The organism is Streptococcus mitis, from assembly GCF_946190375.1.
Taxonomy (GTDB): Bacteria; Bacillota; Bacilli; order Lactobacillales; family Streptococcaceae; genus Streptococcus; species Streptococcus mitis_CJ.
In genome coordinates this window covers 104,184-123,013 of sequence record NZ_CAMIAF010000003.1, presented here as the reverse complement: position 1 = coordinate 123,013, position 18,830 = coordinate 104,184, and the positions used below count along the sequence as shown (strand labels likewise).

The 18,830-nt window shown below is 40.2% G+C and carries 23 protein-coding genes; 17 read left to right on the top strand and 6 right to left on the bottom strand.

What is annotated here, in order from left to right; all coding sequences use genetic code 11:
- Window positions 1-12: 12 nt before the first annotated feature.
- Window positions 13-942 (top strand): ribonuclease Z, encoded by a 930-nt coding sequence (rnz, locus tag N8M09_RS02560; protein ID WP_153192085.1) that lies wholly within the window; start codon window positions 13-15, stop codon window positions 940-942.
- Window positions 943-962: 20 nt separating this feature from the next.
- Window positions 963-1,718 carry an SDR family NAD(P)-dependent oxidoreductase gene (locus N8M09_RS02555; protein ID WP_261063533.1) on the top strand — a complete coding sequence of 252 codons (756 nt, stop codon included), beginning with the start codon at window positions 963-965 and terminating at the stop codon, window positions 1,716-1,718.
- Between the two features lie 53 nt (window positions 1,719-1,771).
- On the opposite strand, the gene N8M09_RS02550 is transcribed toward N8M09_RS02555, so the two are convergent.
- Entirely contained in the window at window positions 1,772-2,680 is a 909-nt protein-coding gene (locus tag N8M09_RS02550) for a LysR family transcriptional regulator (RefSeq protein ID WP_033684245.1), read from the bottom strand.
- A 63-nt stretch (window positions 2,681-2,743) separates the two neighbouring features.
- Here N8M09_RS02550 and N8M09_RS02545 point away from each other — a divergent pair, with 63 nt between their 5' ends.
- From N8M09_RS02545 to N8M09_RS02535, 3 genes are all read left to right on the top strand, one after another.
- Entirely contained in the window at window positions 2,744-3,013 is a 270-nt protein-coding gene (locus N8M09_RS02545) for a YqgQ family protein (protein ID WP_181897307.1), read from the top strand.
- Window positions 3,013-3,393, top strand: a complete 381-nt coding sequence (locus N8M09_RS02540; RefSeq protein ID WP_000259256.1) for a rhodanese-like domain-containing protein — start codon at window positions 3,013-3,015, stop codon at window positions 3,391-3,393. Before N8M09_RS02545 ends, N8M09_RS02540 begins: the two co-directional genes overlap by 1 nt.
- Before the next feature lie 88 nt (window positions 3,394-3,481).
- Window positions 3,482-3,709 (top strand): hypothetical protein, encoded by a 228-nt coding sequence (locus N8M09_RS02535; RefSeq protein ID WP_173876389.1) that lies wholly within the window; start codon window positions 3,482-3,484, stop codon window positions 3,707-3,709.
- Window positions 3,710-3,748: 39 nt separating this feature from the next.
- On the opposite strand, the gene N8M09_RS02530 is transcribed toward N8M09_RS02535, so the two are convergent.
- On the bottom strand, window positions 3,749-4,474 hold the full coding sequence (locus N8M09_RS02530) for a 16S rRNA pseudouridine(516) synthase (protein ID WP_261063531.1): 726 nt from the start codon (window positions 4,472-4,474) through the stop codon (window positions 3,749-3,751).
- Between the two features lie 161 nt (window positions 4,475-4,635).
- Between N8M09_RS02530 and typA the strand changes: the two genes are divergently transcribed.
- The 12 genes from typA to N8M09_RS02470 all read left to right on the top strand — a co-directional run bounded on the left by typA (window position 4,636) and on the right by N8M09_RS02470 (window position 15,788).
- A complete protein-coding gene (gene typA / locus N8M09_RS02525; protein WP_000164111.1) occupies window positions 4,636-6,477 on the top strand; it encodes a translational GTPase TypA in 1,842 nt (613 codons plus the stop codon).
- Between the two features lie 19 nt (window positions 6,478-6,496).
- Window positions 6,497-6,751, top strand: coding sequence for a DUF3165 family protein (locus N8M09_RS02520; protein ID WP_261063521.1), 255 nt, complete (start codon window positions 6,497-6,499; stop codon window positions 6,749-6,751).
- A 113-nt stretch (window positions 6,752-6,864) separates the two neighbouring features.
- On the top strand, window positions 6,865-8,217 hold the full coding sequence (murD, locus tag N8M09_RS02515) for a UDP-N-acetylmuramoyl-L-alanine--D-glutamate ligase (RefSeq protein ID WP_261063519.1): 1,353 nt from the start codon (window positions 6,865-6,867) through the stop codon (window positions 8,215-8,217).
- 1 nt (window position 8,218) lies between these two features.
- Window positions 8,219-9,277, top strand: a complete 1,059-nt coding sequence (locus tag N8M09_RS02510) for a UDP-N-acetylglucosamine--N-acetylmuramyl-(pentapeptide) pyrophosphoryl-undecaprenol N-acetylglucosamine transferase (protein ID WP_261063505.1) — start codon at window positions 8,219-8,221, stop codon at window positions 9,275-9,277.
- Window positions 9,278-9,286: 9 nt separating this feature from the next.
- Entirely contained in the window at window positions 9,287-10,498 is a 1,212-nt protein-coding gene (locus N8M09_RS02505; RefSeq protein WP_261063503.1) for a cell division protein FtsQ/DivIB, read from the top strand.
- 232 nt (window positions 10,499-10,730) lie between these two features.
- Window positions 10,731-11,432, top strand: coding sequence for an orotidine-5'-phosphate decarboxylase (gene pyrF / locus N8M09_RS02500; RefSeq protein ID WP_261063501.1), 702 nt, complete (start codon window positions 10,731-10,733; stop codon window positions 11,430-11,432).
- A gap of 32 nt (window positions 11,433-11,464) precedes the next feature.
- Window positions 11,465-12,097 (top strand): orotate phosphoribosyltransferase, encoded by a 633-nt coding sequence (pyrE, locus tag N8M09_RS02495; RefSeq protein ID WP_042901257.1) that lies wholly within the window; start codon window positions 11,465-11,467, stop codon window positions 12,095-12,097.
- 427 nt (window positions 12,098-12,524) lie between these two features.
- On the top strand, window positions 12,525-12,824 hold the full coding sequence (locus N8M09_RS02490; protein WP_261063484.1) for a hypothetical protein: 300 nt from the start codon (window positions 12,525-12,527) through the stop codon (window positions 12,822-12,824).
- A gap of 95 nt (window positions 12,825-12,919) precedes the next feature.
- Window positions 12,920-13,684: a hypothetical protein gene (locus N8M09_RS02485; protein ID WP_261063482.1), complete on the top strand. Its 765-nt coding sequence runs from the start codon at window positions 12,920-12,922 to the stop codon at window positions 13,682-13,684.
- Window positions 13,684-14,436, top strand: a complete 753-nt coding sequence (locus N8M09_RS02480; RefSeq protein ID WP_261063480.1) for a hypothetical protein — start codon at window positions 13,684-13,686, stop codon at window positions 14,434-14,436. The genes N8M09_RS02485 and N8M09_RS02480 overlap by 1 nt, the downstream gene beginning before the upstream one ends.
- A 9-nt stretch (window positions 14,437-14,445) precedes the next feature.
- On the top strand, window positions 14,446-15,144 hold the full coding sequence (locus N8M09_RS02475) for a hypothetical protein (protein ID WP_261063604.1): 699 nt from the start codon (window positions 14,446-14,448) through the stop codon (window positions 15,142-15,144).
- On the top strand, window positions 15,141-15,788 hold the full coding sequence (locus N8M09_RS02470) for an ABC transporter ATP-binding protein (protein ID WP_023943164.1): 648 nt from the start codon (window positions 15,141-15,143) through the stop codon (window positions 15,786-15,788). The genes N8M09_RS02475 and N8M09_RS02470 overlap by 4 nt, the downstream gene beginning before the upstream one ends.
- An 86-nt stretch (window positions 15,789-15,874) precedes the next feature.
- Here N8M09_RS02470 and N8M09_RS02465 read toward each other — a convergent pair whose 3' ends face one another.
- The 4 genes from N8M09_RS02465 to N8M09_RS02450 are packed head-to-tail and all read right to left on the bottom strand — an operon-like array spanning window position 15,875 to window position 18,829.
- Window positions 15,875-16,741: a cysteine ABC transporter substrate-binding protein gene (locus tag N8M09_RS02465; RefSeq protein ID WP_261063478.1), complete on the bottom strand. Its 867-nt coding sequence runs from the start codon at window positions 16,739-16,741 to the stop codon at window positions 15,875-15,877.
- An 11-nt stretch (window positions 16,742-16,752) separates the two neighbouring features.
- Window positions 16,753-17,511: an amino acid ABC transporter ATP-binding protein gene (locus tag N8M09_RS02460; RefSeq protein ID WP_000004999.1), complete on the bottom strand. Its 759-nt coding sequence runs from the start codon at window positions 17,509-17,511 to the stop codon at window positions 16,753-16,755.
- Window positions 17,512-18,189, bottom strand: coding sequence for an amino acid ABC transporter permease (locus N8M09_RS02455; protein ID WP_261063476.1), 678 nt, complete (start codon window positions 18,187-18,189; stop codon window positions 17,512-17,514).
- Window positions 18,149-18,829 (bottom strand): amino acid ABC transporter permease, encoded by a 681-nt coding sequence (locus tag N8M09_RS02450; protein ID WP_261063474.1) that lies wholly within the window; start codon window positions 18,827-18,829, stop codon window positions 18,149-18,151. Before N8M09_RS02450 ends, N8M09_RS02455 begins: the two co-directional genes overlap by 41 nt.
- Window position 18,830: the final 1 nt, after the last annotated feature.

Below are 18,830 nucleotides of genomic sequence, written 5' to 3'. Positions count from 1 at the left end.
AGAAAGTATCGAATGGATATTCAATTTTTAGGAACGGGGGCTGGTCAGCCCTCTAAAGCCCGCAATGTCTCCAGTCTCGCCCTGAAACTCTTGGATGAGATTAACGAAGTTTGGCTCTTTGACTGTGGAGAAGGAACGCAAAATCGCATTCTTGAGACCACAATTCGACCACGAAAGGTCAGCAAAATCTTTATTACCCACCTACATGGAGACCACATCTTTGGCCTGCCAGGTTTCCTTTCTAGTCGTGCCTTTCAAGCTAATGAAGAGCAGACAGATTTGGAAATCTATGGACCTCAAGGGATCAAGTCATTTGTTTTAACCAGTCTTCGTGTGTCAGGTTCTCGTTTGCCTTACCGTATTCATTTTCATGAGTTTGACCAAGATTCTTTAGGGAAAATCCTTGAAACCGATAAATTCACGGTGTATGCAGAGGAGCTGGACCACACAATTTTCTGTGTTGGTTATCGTGTCATGCAAAAGGACCTAGAAGGAACGCTAGATGCTGAAAAACTCAAGGCAGCTGGTGTCCCATTTGGCCCGCTTTTTGGTAAAATCAAAAACGGTCAAGACGTAGTTCTTGAAGACGGTACTGAAATCAAGGCAGCTGACTATATCTCAGCTCCACGTCCAGGTAAAATTATCACTATTCTGGGTGACACCCGCAAAACCAATGCCAGTGTGCGTCTAGCTATCAATGCCGATGTCCTTGTTCATGAGTCCACTTATGGCAAGGGTGATGAAAAAATTGCTCGTAACCATGGCCACTCTACTAACATGCAAGCTGCACAAGTAGCGGTAGAAGCAGGTGCCAAACGCCTCTTGCTCAACCATATCAGTGCCCGTTTCCTCTCAAAAGATATCAGTAAGCTCAAAAAAGACGCTGCTAGTGTTTTTGAAAATGTCCATGTGGTCAAAGACTTGGAAGAAGTGGAAATCTAAAAGCTTGAGAAAGGATAAGTATGCGTACTATTCTCATTACCGGAGCTAGCGGTGGTCTAGCCCAAGAAATGGTCAAACTCCTGCCAAATGACCAACTCATCTTGCTTGGTAGAAATAAGGAAAAATTAGCTCAACTCTACGGAAATCATCCACAAGCAGAATTGATTGAAATTGATATTACCGATGACTTAGCCTTAGAATCTCTGGTAACTGACCTCTATCTCCGCTATGGCAAGATTGATGTCTTGATAAACAACGCTGGTTACGGGATTTTTGAGGAATTTGACCAGATTTCTGACCAAGATATTCACCAGATGTTTGAGGTCAATACCTTTGCCCTGATGAATCTGTCTCGTCGCCTTGCGGCTCGAATGAAGGAAAGTCGAAAAGGCCATATTATCAATATCGTCAGCATGGCAGGTTTGATTGCTACTGGCAAGTCCAGTCTCTACTCAGCCACTAAGTTTGCGGCTATTGGTTTTTCAAATGCTCTACGCTTAGAACTCATGCCTTACGGTGTTTATGTAACGACGGTCAATCCAGGTCCAATCCGAACAGGATTTTTCGACCAGGCCGACCCAGATGGTACCTATCTCAAGTCGGTTGAACGCTTCCTGCTGGAACCAGATACAGTAGCTAAAAAAATTGTTAAGATTATAGGTAAAAACAAACGAGAACTCAATCTACCGATTTTGTTGAACTTAGCCCATAAGTTTTATAGTCTCTTTCCCAAACTAGCTGATAAGTTGGCAGGGGAAACTTTTAATTATAAGTAAAAAGAACCAATATGCAGGTTGTTGCTAGCCTACATATTGGTTCTTATCATTTCTCAACTATCAAACTGGACTTCTTCTAGTAGATAGTCGATAAAGCGTTCGCCCATCTTAGACAGGCTGGTTTTTTCATGCTGGATATAGATCAGCTCAATGGGGTCGTCAATATCCAATGGGATGGAAACGATGTTGTCTCCGTTAAGATTACTGTTCAAAATCCCTGTTGCAATGGTATAACCATCCAAACCAATCAAGAGGTTAAAGAGGGTCGCGCGGTCACTAACCACGATGGATTTCTTGTGGTGTTCTTGGGAAAGGATTTCCTCTGAAAAGTAGAAGGAGTTGTGTGTCCCTTGGTCATAACTGAGATAAGGGAAGTTTTCCAAATCAGATAGTTTGACCTTGTCTTTTTTTGCCAGAGGGTTGGTCTTGCTGACAAAGATATGGGGCTGGGCAGTAAAGAGATGGTGAGCCAGCAGGTGATTGTCATCCAGCATCTTGGTTAAAACATCACGGTTGTAGCTGTTCAAAAATAGGACACCGACCTCACTACGGAAGTTCTTGACGTCATCGATAATCTCCCAAGTCCGAGTTTCACGAAGGAAGAGCTCGTATTTCTCCATATCGCTTTTCTTGAGCAAAGAGACAAAGGCATTGACCACAAAGGCATAGTGTTGAGACGAAACGCTAAAGAGTTCACGGTGGGCGACAGGATTTTTATAGCGTTCCTCCAGAAGCTGAGTTTGCTCGACAACCTGACGGGCATAAGAGAGAAACTCCATCCCATCACGGGTCAAGGTGATTCCCTTGGGATTGCGGATAAAGATTTCAATGCCCATTTCATTTTCCAAATCTCTCACAGCATTGGAAAGACTCGGCTGAGTGATAAAGAGTTGCTTGGCTGCCTCATTCATGGAGCCAGTTTCGACGATTTTGATAATATAATGTAATTGTTGAATTCTCATGTTTTTATTGTACCACACTTGCGTCAGAATCGCCAAAGAAGATAGGAAAATCAGGGGGAGAGTGTGGGTCTCTTCTTGAAAAAAACACAAAAATTTGCTAGAATGAGTCTTATGAAAACATTCTATGATGTGCAGCAATTCCTCAAACGATTTGGTATTATTGTTTACATGGGAAAACGCTTATACGATATTGAACTGATGAAGTTGGAGCTCTCTCGGATTTACGATGCAGGGTTGATGGACAAATTAGACTATCTAGAAGCAGAAGCGGTTCTTCGCAGAGAGCACAAGGTAGAATTGGATTATATTGAGAAAAATGGAGAAAAGAACTAATGGTTACTTGGATTTTGTGGGCACTTATACTGGCAATGTTGGCGTGGATGGGCTTTAACTATCTTCGTATTCGCCGTGCGGCTAAAATTGTGGATAATGAGGAATTTGAAGCCTTGATTCGTACAGGTCAATTGATTGATTTGCGTGATCCAGCAGAATTCCACAGAAAACATATCCTTGGTGCACGCAATATTCCTTCAAGTCAGTTGAAAACTAGTCTTGCAGCCCTTCGTAAAGACAAACCTGTCCTTCTTTACGAAAACCAACGTGCGCAACGTGTGACAAATGCAGCCCTTTACTTGAAAAAACAAGGTTTTTCTGAGATTTATATCCTTTCTTATGGACTGGATTCTTGGAAAGGGAAAGTGAAGACTAGCTAACCTTATTTCCAAATTAGTCGAATGATAGGATGAAGCTATTGTTTTATAGTATAATTAATTTGTATAAAATTTAAGGAGTTCTTAGAACATGAAAGAAAAGAAGAAAAATCCACTTTTTGTGGGTATTTTGTCGATTATTCTTGGTTTGTTATTTCCAATTGTAGGCCTGATTTTGGGGATCATAGGATTGGTCTTGGCTTTTTCATACCAAAAAGAATCTGGACTGGACTATAAAACAGAAAAAATTCTCAACATCGTAGGACTTGTGGTTTCTGTACTTAACTGGATTGTAGCCGTCGCAGTATTTTTTAGATAAGCAATAAAGAAAAAGCTTTAAACATAAAGCTTTTTTCTTTTATCCACTTTTCTCTAAGTGATTTTTAATGATTTTCAATTCCTCTTGGTTTAAGGGACGGTATTGACCTTCTGCTAGTTCTGGGTCTAATGTAAACTCACCGAACTGAACTCGTTTGAGGGATGTCACCTTGACACCAACTGACAGGAACATTTTTTTTACCTGATGAAATTTCCCCTCTGAAATGGTAATAGAGGCTTGACTGTGGGAAGGACTTGCAGATAGAATCTCTAGTCTTGCGGGTTTACAGACAGTACCATCTAAAAAGACAATTCCCTTTTGAAAGGCTTGGATATGGTCAGATGTTAGAAGTCCATTAACCTCAACTCGATAAGTCTTATCGACATGATGTTGGGGATGGAGGAGCTGAAAGCCCAAGGGACCGTTATCGGTCAAGAGGAGGAGGCCTGTCGTATCTCGGTCCAGTCGGCCGACGGCATAGAGCTTGTCAGACTGGATGTTGGGTGGAAGGAGATCCATGACGGTAGGGAGTTTCTTGTCTTTGTTGGCTGTAACGACACCAGCAGGCTTATGAAGCATAAGATAGGTGTGCTCATAGCCTCGAATGATTTGACCCCGAAAGAGGAATTTTTGTAGTCCTGTATCGATATTTTGGGCTAGGGAGCGGGCTGGGCAACCATCGACTAGAATTTCTCCTTTAAGTAAGGCTTGTTTCATGGTCTTTCGGCTGATTTTTTCTTGGGCTAATAAATTATCTAAACGCATACTGTGCCTATCTTATCATAAGTTGTTTGCTTTGAAAAGGCTTGATGTGAAAAGAAAAGCGGAGTGAAAACATTTACACTTGCTTGAGTTATGTTATTTACCTGAAATTATGGTATAATCGTTCAGTTAGAAAATAAATTTTGAATATTATAGAGGAAATCATGACAAAATTAAGAGAAGATATCCGTAACATTGCGATTATCGCCCACGTTGACCACGGTAAAACAACCCTCGTTGACGAATTATTGAAACAATCAGAAACGCTTGATGCACGTACTGAATTGGCTGAGCGTGCTATGGACTCAAACGATATCGAAAAAGAGCGTGGAATTACCATCCTTGCTAAAAATACAGCCGTTGCCTACAACGGAACTCGTATCAATATCATGGACACACCAGGACACGCGGACTTCGGTGGAGAAGTTGAGCGTATCATGAAAATGGTTGACGGTGTTGTCTTGGTCGTAGATGCCTACGAAGGAACCATGCCACAGACTCGTTTCGTATTGAAAAAAGCCTTGGAACAAGATCTTGTCCCAATCGTGGTTGTTAACAAAATCGACAAACCATCAGCTCGTCCAGCAGAAGTAGTGGACGAAGTCTTGGAACTTTTCATCGAGCTTGGTGCAGATGACGACCAGCTTGACTTCCCAGTGGTGTATGCTTCAGCGATCAACGGAACTTCTTCATTGTCAGATGATCCAGCTGACCAAGAAGCTACTATGGCACCAATCTTTGATACGATTATCGACCATATCCCAGCTCCAGTAGATAACTCAGATGAGCCTTTGCAGTTCCAAGTATCACTTTTGGACTACAATGACTTCGTTGGACGTATCGGTATCGGTCGTGTCTTCCGTGGTACTGTTAAGGTTGGGGACCAAGTTACCCTTTCTAAACTTGACGGCACAACTAAGAACTTCCGTGTCACAAAACTCTTCGGTTTCTTTGGTTTGGAACGTCGTGAAATCCAAGAAGCAAAAGCAGGTGACTTGATTGCCGTTTCAGGTATGGAAGATATCTTTGTCGGTGAAACTATCACTCCGACAGATGCAGTCGAAGCTCTTCCAATCCTTCATATCGATGAGCCAACTCTTCAAATGACTTTCTTGGTTAACAACTCACCATTTGCTGGTAAAGAAGGTAAATGGGTAACTTCTCGTAAGGTAGAAGAACGCTTGCAGGCCGAATTGCAAACAGACGTTTCTCTTCGTGTTGACCCAACTGATTCACCAGATAAATGGACTGTTTCAGGACGTGGAGAATTGCACTTGTCAATTCTTATCGAAACTATGCGTCGTGAGGGATATGAACTTCAAGTATCTCGTCCAGAAGTTATTGTAAAAGAAATCGACGGTGTTAAATGTGAGCCATTTGAGCGTGTACAAATCGACACTCCAGAAGAATACCAAGGGTCTGTTATCCAAAGCCTTTCTGAACGTAAGGGTGAAATGTTGGATATGATTTCAACTGGTAACGGTCAAACTCGTTTGGTCTTCCTTGTTCCAGCGCGTGGTTTGATCGGATACTCAACTGAGTTCTTGTCAATGACTCGTGGTTACGGTATCATGAACCATACCTTCGACCAATACTTACCATTGATTCCAGGCGAAATTGGTGGTCGTCACCGTGGTGCCCTTGTTTCTATCGATGCTGGTAAGGCTACAACTTACTCAATCATGTCTATCGAAGAACGTGGTACGATTTTTGTCAACCCAGGTACTGAGGTTTATGAAGGAATGATTATCGGTGAAAACTCTCGTGAAAATGACTTGACAGTTAACATCACTAAGGCAAAACAAATGACCAACGTCCGTTCAGCTACTAAGGACCAAACAGCTGTTATCAAGACACCTCGTATCTTGACACTTGAAGAGTCTCTTGAGTTCTTGAACGATGATGAGTATATGGAAGTAACGCCTGAGTCAATCCGTTTGCGTAAACAAATCCTTAACAAGGCAGAGCGTGAGAAAGCTAACAAGAAGAAAAAATCAGCTGAATAAGAGCTAGAAAGAGATAAAGATGGTTTATTTAATCATAGGAATCCTCTTATTACTACTCTATGTATTTGCGACACCAGAAAGCATTAAAGGGACAGTCAATATCGTCCTTGTCGTCTTTGCTTTCGTAGCACTCTTGATTTTGCTGATGTTGTCAGTTCTGCAAATCTTTCAGCTACCTACAGAATTCTTTATCGCAATCGCTATGCTCTTCCTAGCATACTTTAGCTTACGAGATATTACCCTCATGTCGGTTAATAAAAGTAAAAGAAGATAAAAGAGAGTTTCGACTCTCTTTTTGCTTGTTAGAATGCCTAATCTTAGCATTTTCGTTTAGAATTATTTCCATAAAAATGGTAAAATAGTAAGAGTAGAAATGGAGTTTGAGACATGAAAGTAATAGATCAATTTAAAAATAAGAAAGTCCTTGTTTTAGGTTTGGCCAAGTCAGGTGAATCTGCAGCTCGTTTGTTGGACAAGCTAGGTGCCATTGTGACAGTAAATGACGGAAAACCATTCGAGGACAATCCAGCTGCCCAAAGTTTGTTGGAAGAAGGAATCAAGGTCATTACAGGTGGCCATCCTTTGGAACTCTTGGATGAAGAGTTTGCTCTGATGGTAAAAAATCCAGGTATCCCTTACAGCAATCCCATGATTGAAAAGGCATTGACCAAGGGAATTCCAGTCTTGACTGAGGTGGAATTGGCTTATTTGATTTCTGAAGCACCGATTGTTGGTATTACTGGTTCAAATGGTAAAACAACCACAACGACTATGATTGGGGAAGTTTTGACTGCTGCTGGGCAACATGGTCTTTTATCAGGAAATATCGGCTATCCAGCCAGTCAAGTGGCTCAAACTGCGACAGATAAGGACACGCTTGTCATGGAACTTTCTTCTTTCCAACTCATGGGCGTTCAAGAATTCCATCCAGAGATTGCGGTTATTACCAACCTCATGCCAACCCATATCGACTACCATGGGTCATTTGAGGAATATGTAGCAGCCAAGTGGAATATTCAAAACAAGATGACAGCGGCTGATTTCCTTGTCTTGAACTTTAACCAAGACTTGGCAAAAGAATTAGCTACTAAAACACAAGCTACAGTTGTACCATTCTCAACACTTGAAAAGATTGATGGAGCTTATCTGGAAGATGGTCAACTCTACTTCCGTGGGGAAGTAATCATGGCAGCTAGCGAAATCGGAGTTCCAGGTAGCCACAATGTAGAAAACGCCCTTGCGACGATTGCTGTAGCCAAGCTTCGTGGTGTAGACAATCAAACTATTAAAGAAACTCTTTCAGCCTTTGGTGGTGTCAAACACCGTCTCCAATTTGTGGATGAAATCAAGGGTGTGAAGTTCTATAATGATAGCAAGTCAACCAATATCTTGGCTACTCAAAAAGCCTTGTCAGGATTTGACAACAGCAAGGTCATTTTGATTGCAGGTGGTTTGGACCGTGGCAATGAGTTTGACGAATTGGTGCCAGACATTACTGGACTCAAGAAGATGGTCATCCTCGGTCAATCTGCAGAACGTGTCAAACGGGCAGCAGACAAGGCTGGTGTGGCATATGTGGATGCGACTGATATTGCAGATGCGACCCGCAAGGCCTATGAGCTTGCGACTCAAGGAGATGTAGTCCTTCTCAGTCCCGCCAATGCCAGCTGGGATATGTATGCTAACTTTGAAGTACGTGGCGACCTCTTTATCGACACAGTAGCGGAGTTAAAGGAATAATATGAAAAAAATTGTCTTTACAGGTGGGGGGACGGTGGGACACGTGACCCTCAATCTTTTGTTAATGCCCAAGTTCATCGAAGATGGTTGGGAAGTCCACTATATCGGGGACAAGCGTGGTATTGAACACCAAGAAATCCTCAAGTCAGGCTTGGATGTCACTTTCCACTCCATTGCGACTGGGAAATTGCGTCGCTATTTCTCTTGGCAAAATATGCTGGATGTCTTTAAAGTTGGTTGGGGAATTGTCCAATCGCTCTTTATCATGTTACGACTTCGTCCACAGGCCCTTTTTTCAAAGGGAGGCTTTGTCTCAGTACCGCCTGTTATCGCTGCGCGTGTGTCAGGAGTGCCTGTCTTTATTCATGAATCTGACCTATCTATGGGCTTGGCCAATAAAATCACCTATAAATTTGCGACGAAGATGTATTCAACATTTGAGCAAGCTTCAAGTTTGTCTAAGGTCGAGCATGTGGGAGCAGTGACCAAGGTTTCAGACCAAAAAAATCCTGAACCAGATGAATTGGTGGATATTCAAACCCACTTTAATCCTAAATTGCCAACTGTATTGTTTGTCGGTGGTTCTGCAGGCGCTCGTGTCTTTAACCAATTGGTGACAGACCATAAAAAAGAGCTAACCGAGCACTACAATATTATCAATCTAACTGGAGATTCTAGCCTGAACGAGTTGAGCCAAAATCTTTTTCGTGTTGACTATGTGACCAGTCTCTATCAACCCTTGATGGAATTGGCTGATATTGTTGTGACACGGGGTGGTGCCAATACGATTTTTGAGCTCTTGGCCATGGCAAAATTGCATGTTATTGTGCCACTTGGTCGTGAAGCTAGTCGTGGCGACCAGATTGAAAATGCAACTTACTTTGTAAAAAAAGGCTATGCAGAAGAGCTTCAAGAAAGCGATTTGACCTTGGATAGTTTGGAAGAGAAGCTTTCTCACTTACTAAGTCACAAGGAAGATTATCAAGCTAAGATGAAGGCTTCAAAGGAATTGAAATCTCTAGCAGATTTTTATCAATTATTGAAAAAAGATTTATCATAAGGAAAGTAAATGTCAAAAGATAAGAAAAATGAGGACAAAGAAATCCTCGAAGAATTGAAAGAGTTATCAGAATGGCAGAAACGAAACCAAGAATATCTAAAAAAGAAGGCTGAAGAAGAGGCGGCCCTAGCTGAGGAGAAGGAAAAGGAAAGACAAGCTCGAATGGGAGAAGAATCTGAGAAATCAGAGGACCAGGAGAGTGAAACAGACCATGAAGACTCAGAATCAGCTAAGGAAGAGTCTGAAGAAAAAGTAGAATCCTCAGAGGCGGACAAAGAGGAAGAAGAGAAAGAAGAATCAGGGTCTAAAGAGGACGAGGAACAGGATAAAAAGCTTGCTAAAAAGGCTACAAAGGAAAAACCAGCCAAAGCAAAGATTCCTGGCCTCCATATCTTGCGAGCTCTAACGATTTTATTTCCAAGTTTGCTTTTATTGATTGTCTCTGCCTACCTACTCAGTCCTTATGCGACTATGAAGGATATTCGTGTTGAGGGAACGGTGCAAACTACGGATGATGATATTCGACAGGCTTCAGGCATTCAGGATTCGGATTATACGATTAACCTTCTGCTAGACAAGGCAAAATATGAAGAGCGGATCAAGTCTAATTATTGGGTGGAATCAGCTCAGCTTGTCTATCAATTTCCAACCAAGTTTACTATCAAGGTTAAGGAATATGATATTGTAGCCTACTATATTTCTGGTGAAAACCATTATCCTATTCTTTCCAGTGGTCAGCTTGAGACCAGTGCTGTGAGTTTGGTCAGTCTGCCAGAAACTTATTTATCAGTTCTCTTTAATGATAGTGAACAAATCAAGGTTTTTGTCTCAGAACTTGCTCAAATTAGCCCAGAACTCAAGGCGGATATCCAAAAAGTGGAACTAGCCCCAAGCAAGGTGACTTCCGATTTAATTCGATTGACTATGAATGATTCGGACGAAGTCTTGGTTCCGCTTTCTGAAATGAGTAAGAAATTGCCTTACTACAGTAAGATTAAGCCACAATTGTCAGAACCGAGTGTGATTGACATGGAAGCTGGAATCTACAGCTATACTGTGGCGGATAAATTAATTATGGAAGCTGAGGAAAAAGCCAAAAAAGAGGCCGAAGAAGCTGAGAAAAAGCAGGAAGAAGAACGTAAACGTTTAGAAGAAGAACAGAAAAAACAAGAGGAACAGAGCAATCGAAATCAAACGACCCAGGGCTCATCGCGTCGCTAGATTTACCTTTTCTCTTATAGTTCTTTAGTGACCATGTTTTTACTTGACAAGTGCTAGTAGAAATAATAGAATAATAGAAAACCTTTAAAGCAGTCCAGAGAGGCAGCTAAGGTTAGACGGTGAAAGGGTGGAGACTACCCATTTTTCGTGGAACCTTGCTGTTGGCAGGTTCCTTTTTTCGTGGCTTCTTGTGTCCAGACTCTCTCACTAGCAAAGGTAAAAGGAGAAAACTATGAGAGAACATCGTCCAGTCATTGCTCTTGATTTTCCTAGTTTTGAGGCGGTCAAGGAATTCTTAGCTCTTTTTCCAGCAGAAGAAAGCCTTTATCTAAAGGTAGGGATGGAGCTTTATTACGCAACGGGGCCTGAGATTGTGTCTTACTTGAAATCCCTAGGTCATAGTGTCTTTTTAGATCTCAAACTTCATGACATTCCCAATACAGTCAAGTCAGCCATGAAGGTCTTGTCTCAGCTTGGTGTCGATATGACCAATGTTCATGCGGCTGGTGGTGTAGAGATGATGAAGGCTGCGCGTGAAGGTCTTGGTAGCCAAGCCAAATTGATCGCTGTAACGCAGTTGACCTCAACATCAGAAGCCCAGATGCAGGACTTTCAAAATATACAAACAAGCCTACAAGAGTCTGTGATCCACTATGCCAAGAAGACAGCTGAAGCGGGCTTGGATGGTGTCGTTTGCTCGGCTCAGGAAGTACAACTCATCAAGCAAGCCACCAATCCAGATTTTATCTGTCTGACACCTGGGATTCGCCCTCAGGGAGCTGTTGTTGGAGATCAAAAACGCGTTATGACACCTGCTGATGCCTATCAAATCGGCAGTGACTATATCGTAGTGGGACGTCCCATTACCCAAGCTGAGGATCCTGTTGCAGCTTATTATGCCATCAAGGATGAATGGACACAGAACTGGAATTAAAGAATAGATTATAAAAATAAAAGGAGAATACCATGACACTTGCTAAAGATATCGCTAGCCACCTTTTGAAAATTCAAGCCGTTTACCTCAAACCAGAGGAGCCTTTCACTTGGGCATCTGGTATCAAGTCACCGATTTACACTGATAATCGTGTGACCCTTGCCTATCCAGAAACTCGTACCCTAATTGAAAATGGTTTTGTAGATGCTATCAAAGAAGCCTTTCCTGAGGTTGAAGTGATTGCAGGAACTGCGACAGCTGGGATTCCACACGGAGCTATCATTGCTGATAAGATGAACTTGCCATTTGCCTATATCCGTAGCAAACCAAAAGACCACGGAGCTGGTAATCAAATCGAAGGTCGCGTAGCTCAGGGTCAAAAAATGGTAGTGGTTGAAGATCTTATTTCAACAGGTGGTTCTGTTCTCGAGGCCGTGGCAGCCGCTAAACGCGAAGGAGCAGATGTTCTCGGTGTTGTAGCGATTTTCAGCTACCAATTGCCAAAAGCAGATAAGAACTTCTCAGATGCCGGTGTTAAGCTGGTAACACTTTCTAACTACAGTGAATTAATTCACCTAGCCCAAGAAGAAGGCTATATCACACCAGAAGGGCTCGACCTTCTAAAACGATTTAAAGAAGACCAAGAAAATTGGCAAGAAGGTTAGGTCAGTAAGATAAAGAGAGACGAGTCTGGGACAAAAATCTAACCTTAAATATAAAAAACGAACAAAACGAGTTATCTAACAATCAGAATTCTATTTTGTTCGCTTTTTTTGTATAATCTATCGATTTTTAAAATTTATAATAAAAAATTTCTAAAATTAAAATCTTTTTATCCCAGACTCTTTTAACCATTTTGTTTAAAATATGACAATATTTTAAACAAAATAATTGAGAGCGCTTTCTTTTTCTGATATAATGAAAATATAATATGTATCAAATTGATCAATCAACTATCTTGTTTATCACTTCTTAGGAGGACGATGTCATGAAAAGAAGAAAATATATTCCCTTTTTTGCGTAGTTACAATTGCAGCTAGTTTGTTTCTCCCTACAGTCTTAGCTAGACAGATTGGAGGTTATGATTTAACGTTGCCGCGTTTTAGTTCGGATACAACTAGTGCGCTTGAGAAAGAAAACGCCTCTGCTGGAATTAATAATAATGACAGCACTGGTGGCGGTAAAACGTTAAATACCTCTATTCGTAGCGCCTATAGTGGGGCAGATATCACTCCAGTATATCAATTGAGTTCTGGCTCTAGGATTGTCATGTACTATAATGGAGGTGGTGATAATTATATTGGTTCTGATACTAGATTAGCTATGGCGCCACAGTTTGGAAATTATGTAAGAATTCATACTTCAGGTTCTTGGAGTCCAGATTCTTATTAACTTACTTGTCAGAGTAAGCCTTAAAGATGGTTGATTGTGGGTGTAGCATGAAAAAAGAATGCTACACCCTATTCTTATTATAAGGAGGAGTTGGGATGGAATTTTTTATTTGTAATCTTGTACGAGTCGTTAAATCACCTCGGTTTTATATGTCTTTATTTTTGACCCTTCTTTGCATGAGTTTAGGAAATCTCCTTGCTTTCAATGGTATTTATAAAATTGAAGGTTTATCGATTTTTTTTGCCGCTTCTTCTATTAGAGGATTTTCACCGATTAGCCTAGTAGCTGCACTTATCTGTACACTGCCCTATTCTAGTCAGATAATAGAGGATGCTGAGAGTCATTTTCTAACAGCACAATTGTGTCGAATTTCTAAAAAGAAGTATCTGGCTATTGTGGGTAGTACTGTAATTATTTCTTCTTTTCTAGTCTTTTTTCTCCCCTATTTATTATTATTAGGAATTAATCTTTTAGTGACTCCTTATCAGGAAATTTATATTGGAGACTATAGTGGTGCCTTAAAAGAATTATTTGATTCTAATCAGTTTCTCTATAGTCTTGTAACGACTCTCTGGTATGGAGTTTGGGGCGCTGTGTTCTCTATTTTTGGACTAGCTAGTGCTTTGCTAGTGAAGAAAAAATTAGGAGCTATTTTCATCCCAGTTGCCTATATGATGGTTGGGGGTATTTTTTGGGGTATTTTAGAGCTATCTTACTTAGAACCTGTGACAACATTAGCTTTGGGATATCAGAAAGATATCAGTCTTTCCTTAGTTAGTGGGCATCTTGCTTTTATTTTATTTGTTAGTTGTTTGGTTGTTTATGGTACATTTTTTCTACATTCAGAGGACTACGTATAATGAAACAATTTGTTCAATTTTACAAAAAAGATTTTTTATCAGTATTGGTTTATTTTATATTACTGCTATCCTGTATTTTATCTAGTACAGTATATTTACTGCGATGTCGCCAATATTCAATCCATCCAAATGTATTAGAATGGCTCTTAGTCTTACTTCAAGATATTACGACTGGAGTATATTGCTTTCCGTTCACATATATATTATTCTTTTTTCATTTGATGAATAACTATTTTAATAGGTTGGAGTGCCGCATTCGTCTGAAATCAATTAAGCACTTTACTGGTTTTAGTTTCAAATTAGCAGTTCTTAGTATGGGAATTTGGATTGCTACTTTATTTTTATTGATTTTTCTAATTGCGTTTAGTAATGGTTTTAGCTTCTCTTTGGAGATAAAGGAGGTTGATTTTTTAAGAGAATTTTATGGTATAAGTATTGCAAACAATGCTAGTTTCTTTATAGGATTTTTTTTCTCTTATATAGCATACTATTTCTTTTTATCCTTACTTACTATTAGCAGTTTTTCTTGGTTTAAAAAATCAAACATGAGCTTAGTATTTCTATTTACTTTTTTATTTGTAGAATCTTTATTCTGGATTTATCAGTTGAACAATGGGATAATTGGATTATTGCCAATTTTTCAGTATATGGTAAATTCCAATCCGTATGCATTGATTTATTGGCTTACATTACTATCTATCATAATTCCATTGACTGTATTTTCTGTTCATAGAAACTGGAGGAGAGTGTAAAAGTTGGAAATGGGAAAGTTAAGTAGTCACATGTGGAGGTTGAATCAGATAATCTATACCAAGTACTTTTGGGGTTATGTTCTTTTTTGGATATTGATTTGTTTAGGATTATGGTATTGGTTAGAAGGAAATGATAGACCTGTTATAGAAATTTTAAAAGGGCCTAATCTGAGTCAAAACTCTTTTTTAGTCTTATCTATATGGTTGCTTCATTGGTTTATTATTCATACATTTTTTCTAGCAGTTGTATATCGTAGAAGAGCATCCGATTTCTTTATGGAAGTGATTCGATTTTCTTCTATTAAGCTCTGGATTAGGTATCAGATTTGGACTTGTTTTCTTTATGGACTCGTTTTAATCATGGTAAAAGTTCTAGTGATTCAATTTATGTTACAGTTACCAAACTGGGATATAGGAGTTTTGTTTATAGTTGATTTTTTGAATGTTTGTGTGCTATCCTTGCTTTGCTTTACGTTATACATACTAGGAGCGAATGAGCAAATGAACTTTTCTTGTGTTAGCTTCTTTTTACTCATGATTGTGTTTGGCAGTTTATTTGTGGGGAATCGAACCAATTATCTATTTTATATTCTGAATAGAGGAAATGGAGATATAGGACGAGATCTATTTCTTCAGTTGCTATTTTTAGTCTTTCTTTTTAAAAGCATTTTCTATTTCACTCGTCAAAAGAGGAGGTTTATAGAATGAATGAAATAATTACATTAAAAAATATTCAGTTGGAATTAAAAAAAACATGTGTTTTTCAAAACCTTAATTTTAGTTGTAAACAGGGGGAAATTATAGGAATTACTGGTGCGAATGGCTCAGGGAAAAGTGTATTGTTTAAATTAATAGCTGGTTTATATAGTCCGTCTTATGGAGAAGTGTTAATCAATGGGGAAAATATTGTTCCTGAGAGAAAAATTCCAGCTAATTTGGGAGCTTTGATTGAAGAACCTGGTTTTATAAATTATTATAGTGGCTTTAAGAATTTACAATATTTGGCAAGCATACGAGGAGTAGTTGGTAATCAGGAAATCAATGATACACTGAAAATAGTTGGTCTATATGAGCAAAAAGACCAGAAAGTTAAAACTTATTCGCTAGGTATGAGGAAAAAGCTAGGGATTGCTCAAGCAATTATGGAGAATCCCTCTATTCTTTTACTAGATGAACCTATGAATGCCTTGGACAAATCAAGTGTAGAAAATATGAGAACATTGTTTAGAAAGCTCTCTAGTGAAAAAGGGACAACAATTTTGATTGCTAGTCATAGTGAAGAGGATATTCGTATCTTATGTGATAAAGTATATGCAATAGACGATAAAGTATGTACACTGTGTTCAGATTGAACATATTAGATAGACTCAGGATGTTATAGGTAAAATCTTAAAAAGGGATTGGAGCTTAAAATCCAGTCCCTTTTAAGAGTTAATGACTAGTCAACTTTTCCTCCTTCAACAACTAGGTCATCTGCTTTAGCAGCGTCACCGTAGGTTGGGTGAAGTGTTTTTTCATAGGCCTTGTGGAAGAAGTTTTCCTTACCTAATTTTTCAATATCTTTATTAATGAAGTCTAGCAATTCTTGATTGCCTTTTTGAACGGCTGCCGCAATGGTATCTGGATTACCGAGGGAAGTAATTCCTACTTCAAATCCTTTGTTTTCAAGCGCCCAAGCTAGGACTTCAGTATTGTCAGTTGAGAAGGCATCTCCACGTCCGTCAAGAAGGGCTTGGTAGGCATCGCTATATTGGTCGTATTTTTGGAGTTTTACTTCTGGGTGATTCTTTTCAAAATAAGTTTCAGCGGTCGTTCCTTTTGTAACAATCAAGGTTTTGCCTTCAAGTTGTTTGACGTCTGTAATGAGACCGGTCTTAGGTGATACGACTCCAAGTGAAACTTTCATATATGGAAGGGCAAAATCAACTTGTTTCTTGCGTTCGTCAGTTACTGTAAAGTTGGCAAGGGTAATATCCACCTTGTTTGAAATCAAGTATTCCGCACGGTTGGCAGCATCGACTGAAACGTATTTGACCTTCACGCCAAGGTCTTGTGCTAATTGGTTCCCAAGTTCAATATCGTAACCTTGGTAAGAACCGTCATTGTCAATGTAACCAAAAGGTTTCTTATCTCCAAACACGGCGATTCGTAGTTCACCGCTTTTTTTGATTTCATCAATAGTCCGAGCCTTGGCAGTCGTTTTTCCAGACGATGAACCAGCATTTCCACCTGAGCTACAAGCTGTGACAAAGATTAGGGCGAAGGCAAGTGCCAAAACAGTTAAGAGTGGTTTGAATAGTTTCATAAGAATCTCCTTTATAGATATGAGCCAAATTGGCTAAAGTCAAAGACGTTTAAAAATTCCTGGGCTCGTTTAGTTTGAGGATTGGTAAAGAAGGCTTGAGCCGTTCCTTCTTCAGCGATTTTCCCTTGGTCGAGGAAGATAATCCGATCGGCAATAGCTTGGGCAAACTGCATTTCATGAGTTACTAGAATCATGGTACGACCTTCTTGGGCCAAATCATTGATCAGTTCCAGCACCTCACGCACCATTTCTGGATCCAGCGAAGCAGTCACTTCGTCAAAAAGGATGATTTCTGGATGCATGAGGAGGGCACGGACAATTGCAACCCGTTGCTTCTGTCCACCAGATAATTGACGGGCAAAGCTATGTTGTTTATCCAACAATCCGACACGTTCCAGTAGTTGCAAAGCTTCTTCAGTTACTTCTTTCTTGTCCCTTCCTTGAGCTTTGATAGGCCCTAGGATGAGGTTTTGTAGGACATCCAGATGAGGAAAGAGTTCATAGCTTTGAAAGACCATGCCAATCTTTTGGCGAACTAGGTGAAAATCTTTTTTATTTTCAACGATAGACTGACCGTCCAGAAGAATATCTCCACCTTGAATGCTTTCTAAGCCATTGAGGCAACGAAGGAGAGTACTTTTTCCACAACCAGAGGGTCCTAGGATGACGACAACTTCCCCTTTTTTGATATCTAGAGAAAGTCCTTGGAGGATGGGATTGTCTCCGAAGGATTTTTTGAGTTCCTTGATTTCTAAGATAGTTTCAGACATTTAGTTCCTCCAATATTTTTCTAAGTGAGTGGATAGTTTGGAAATAGGAAAGCAGACTGCGAAATACAAGACAAGAATGGTTCCATAAATCCAGAAGGAAGCGGTTGGGATGGTCAGGCGATTGCTATCAATGATTTGTTGTCCAACCTTGGTCACTTCAACAACCCCAATCAAAACAACCAAGGAAGTGGTTTTGATCATCCGAGTGACAAGGTTAATGGCCTGAGGTAGCAATCTTCTCAAGACTTGTGGGATGATAATGTGGTAGTAAAGTTGAACATTGGTCAAGCCGAGTGCCTGTCCGCTTTCAAACTGATGCTTAGGGAGGGAAGTGATTGCTCCACGAACCAAGTCCCCCATTTCAGCTGTTCCCCAGAGGGTAAAAACGATAATAGCAGAAGTCTCTCCTGAGATATTGATATTAAAGTTTCGAGCCAAGCCGAAATAAACGATGAAGAGTAGCACCAGTTGGGGCATGATACGGATAAATTCTAGATACAATCGTGTTAAAAATCGTACTACCCTAGAATGGGAGGTCATGATGATTCCCATGATTGTTCCGAAAATCATGGACAAAAGGACAGACAGGATAGAAATCCCAATCGTAACGCCCAATCCTTGTAAGATCCGCAGGAGATTATTTCCCTGAAAGAGTACTTGGATTCCCGAATCCTGCATGGCGGAGCCTCCTTTCTATCCAGCTAAAGACCAGTGAGATGGGTAGCAACATGATAAGGTAAGCAATTACCAACATAGTCAGCGCAATGTCTGTTTCATAGTAGAGACCAATCAAGTCCTTGGCGACGTACATGAGGTCGGCTAAAGCTACTGCTGAGAAAACAGAGGTTTCCTTGATGAGGAAAATGAAATTGGCACTAAAAGATGGTAGAGCAACCGCTGTTGCTTGCGGAAGGACCACATAGAGAAAGACCTGTAGAGGTGTCAGACCGATAGCTAATCCAATCTCCTGCTGGGTTTGACTGACGGCTTCCAGCCCACTTCGGAAAGATTCTGCCATATAGGAGCCTCCTAAAAAGACCAGTCCTAAAGTGGCACAGACTTCTGAAGATAGGACAATCCCTACTCTAGGAAGTCCGAAGTAGAGAAAGAAGAGTTGAGTCAAAAGGGGCGTGTTGCGTGACAATTCAATGTAGGCTGTCGCTACTTGCGCCAAAACAGGGATGCGGTAATGCCGGATGATACTAACGATTAAACCGAGCAGAAAGGATCCCAAAATTCCCCAAACTGCAATATGCAAGGTTAGAAAGAATGCCTTTTGATATAGTGGTAGATATTGTTCAACAATGGACCAATCCAAA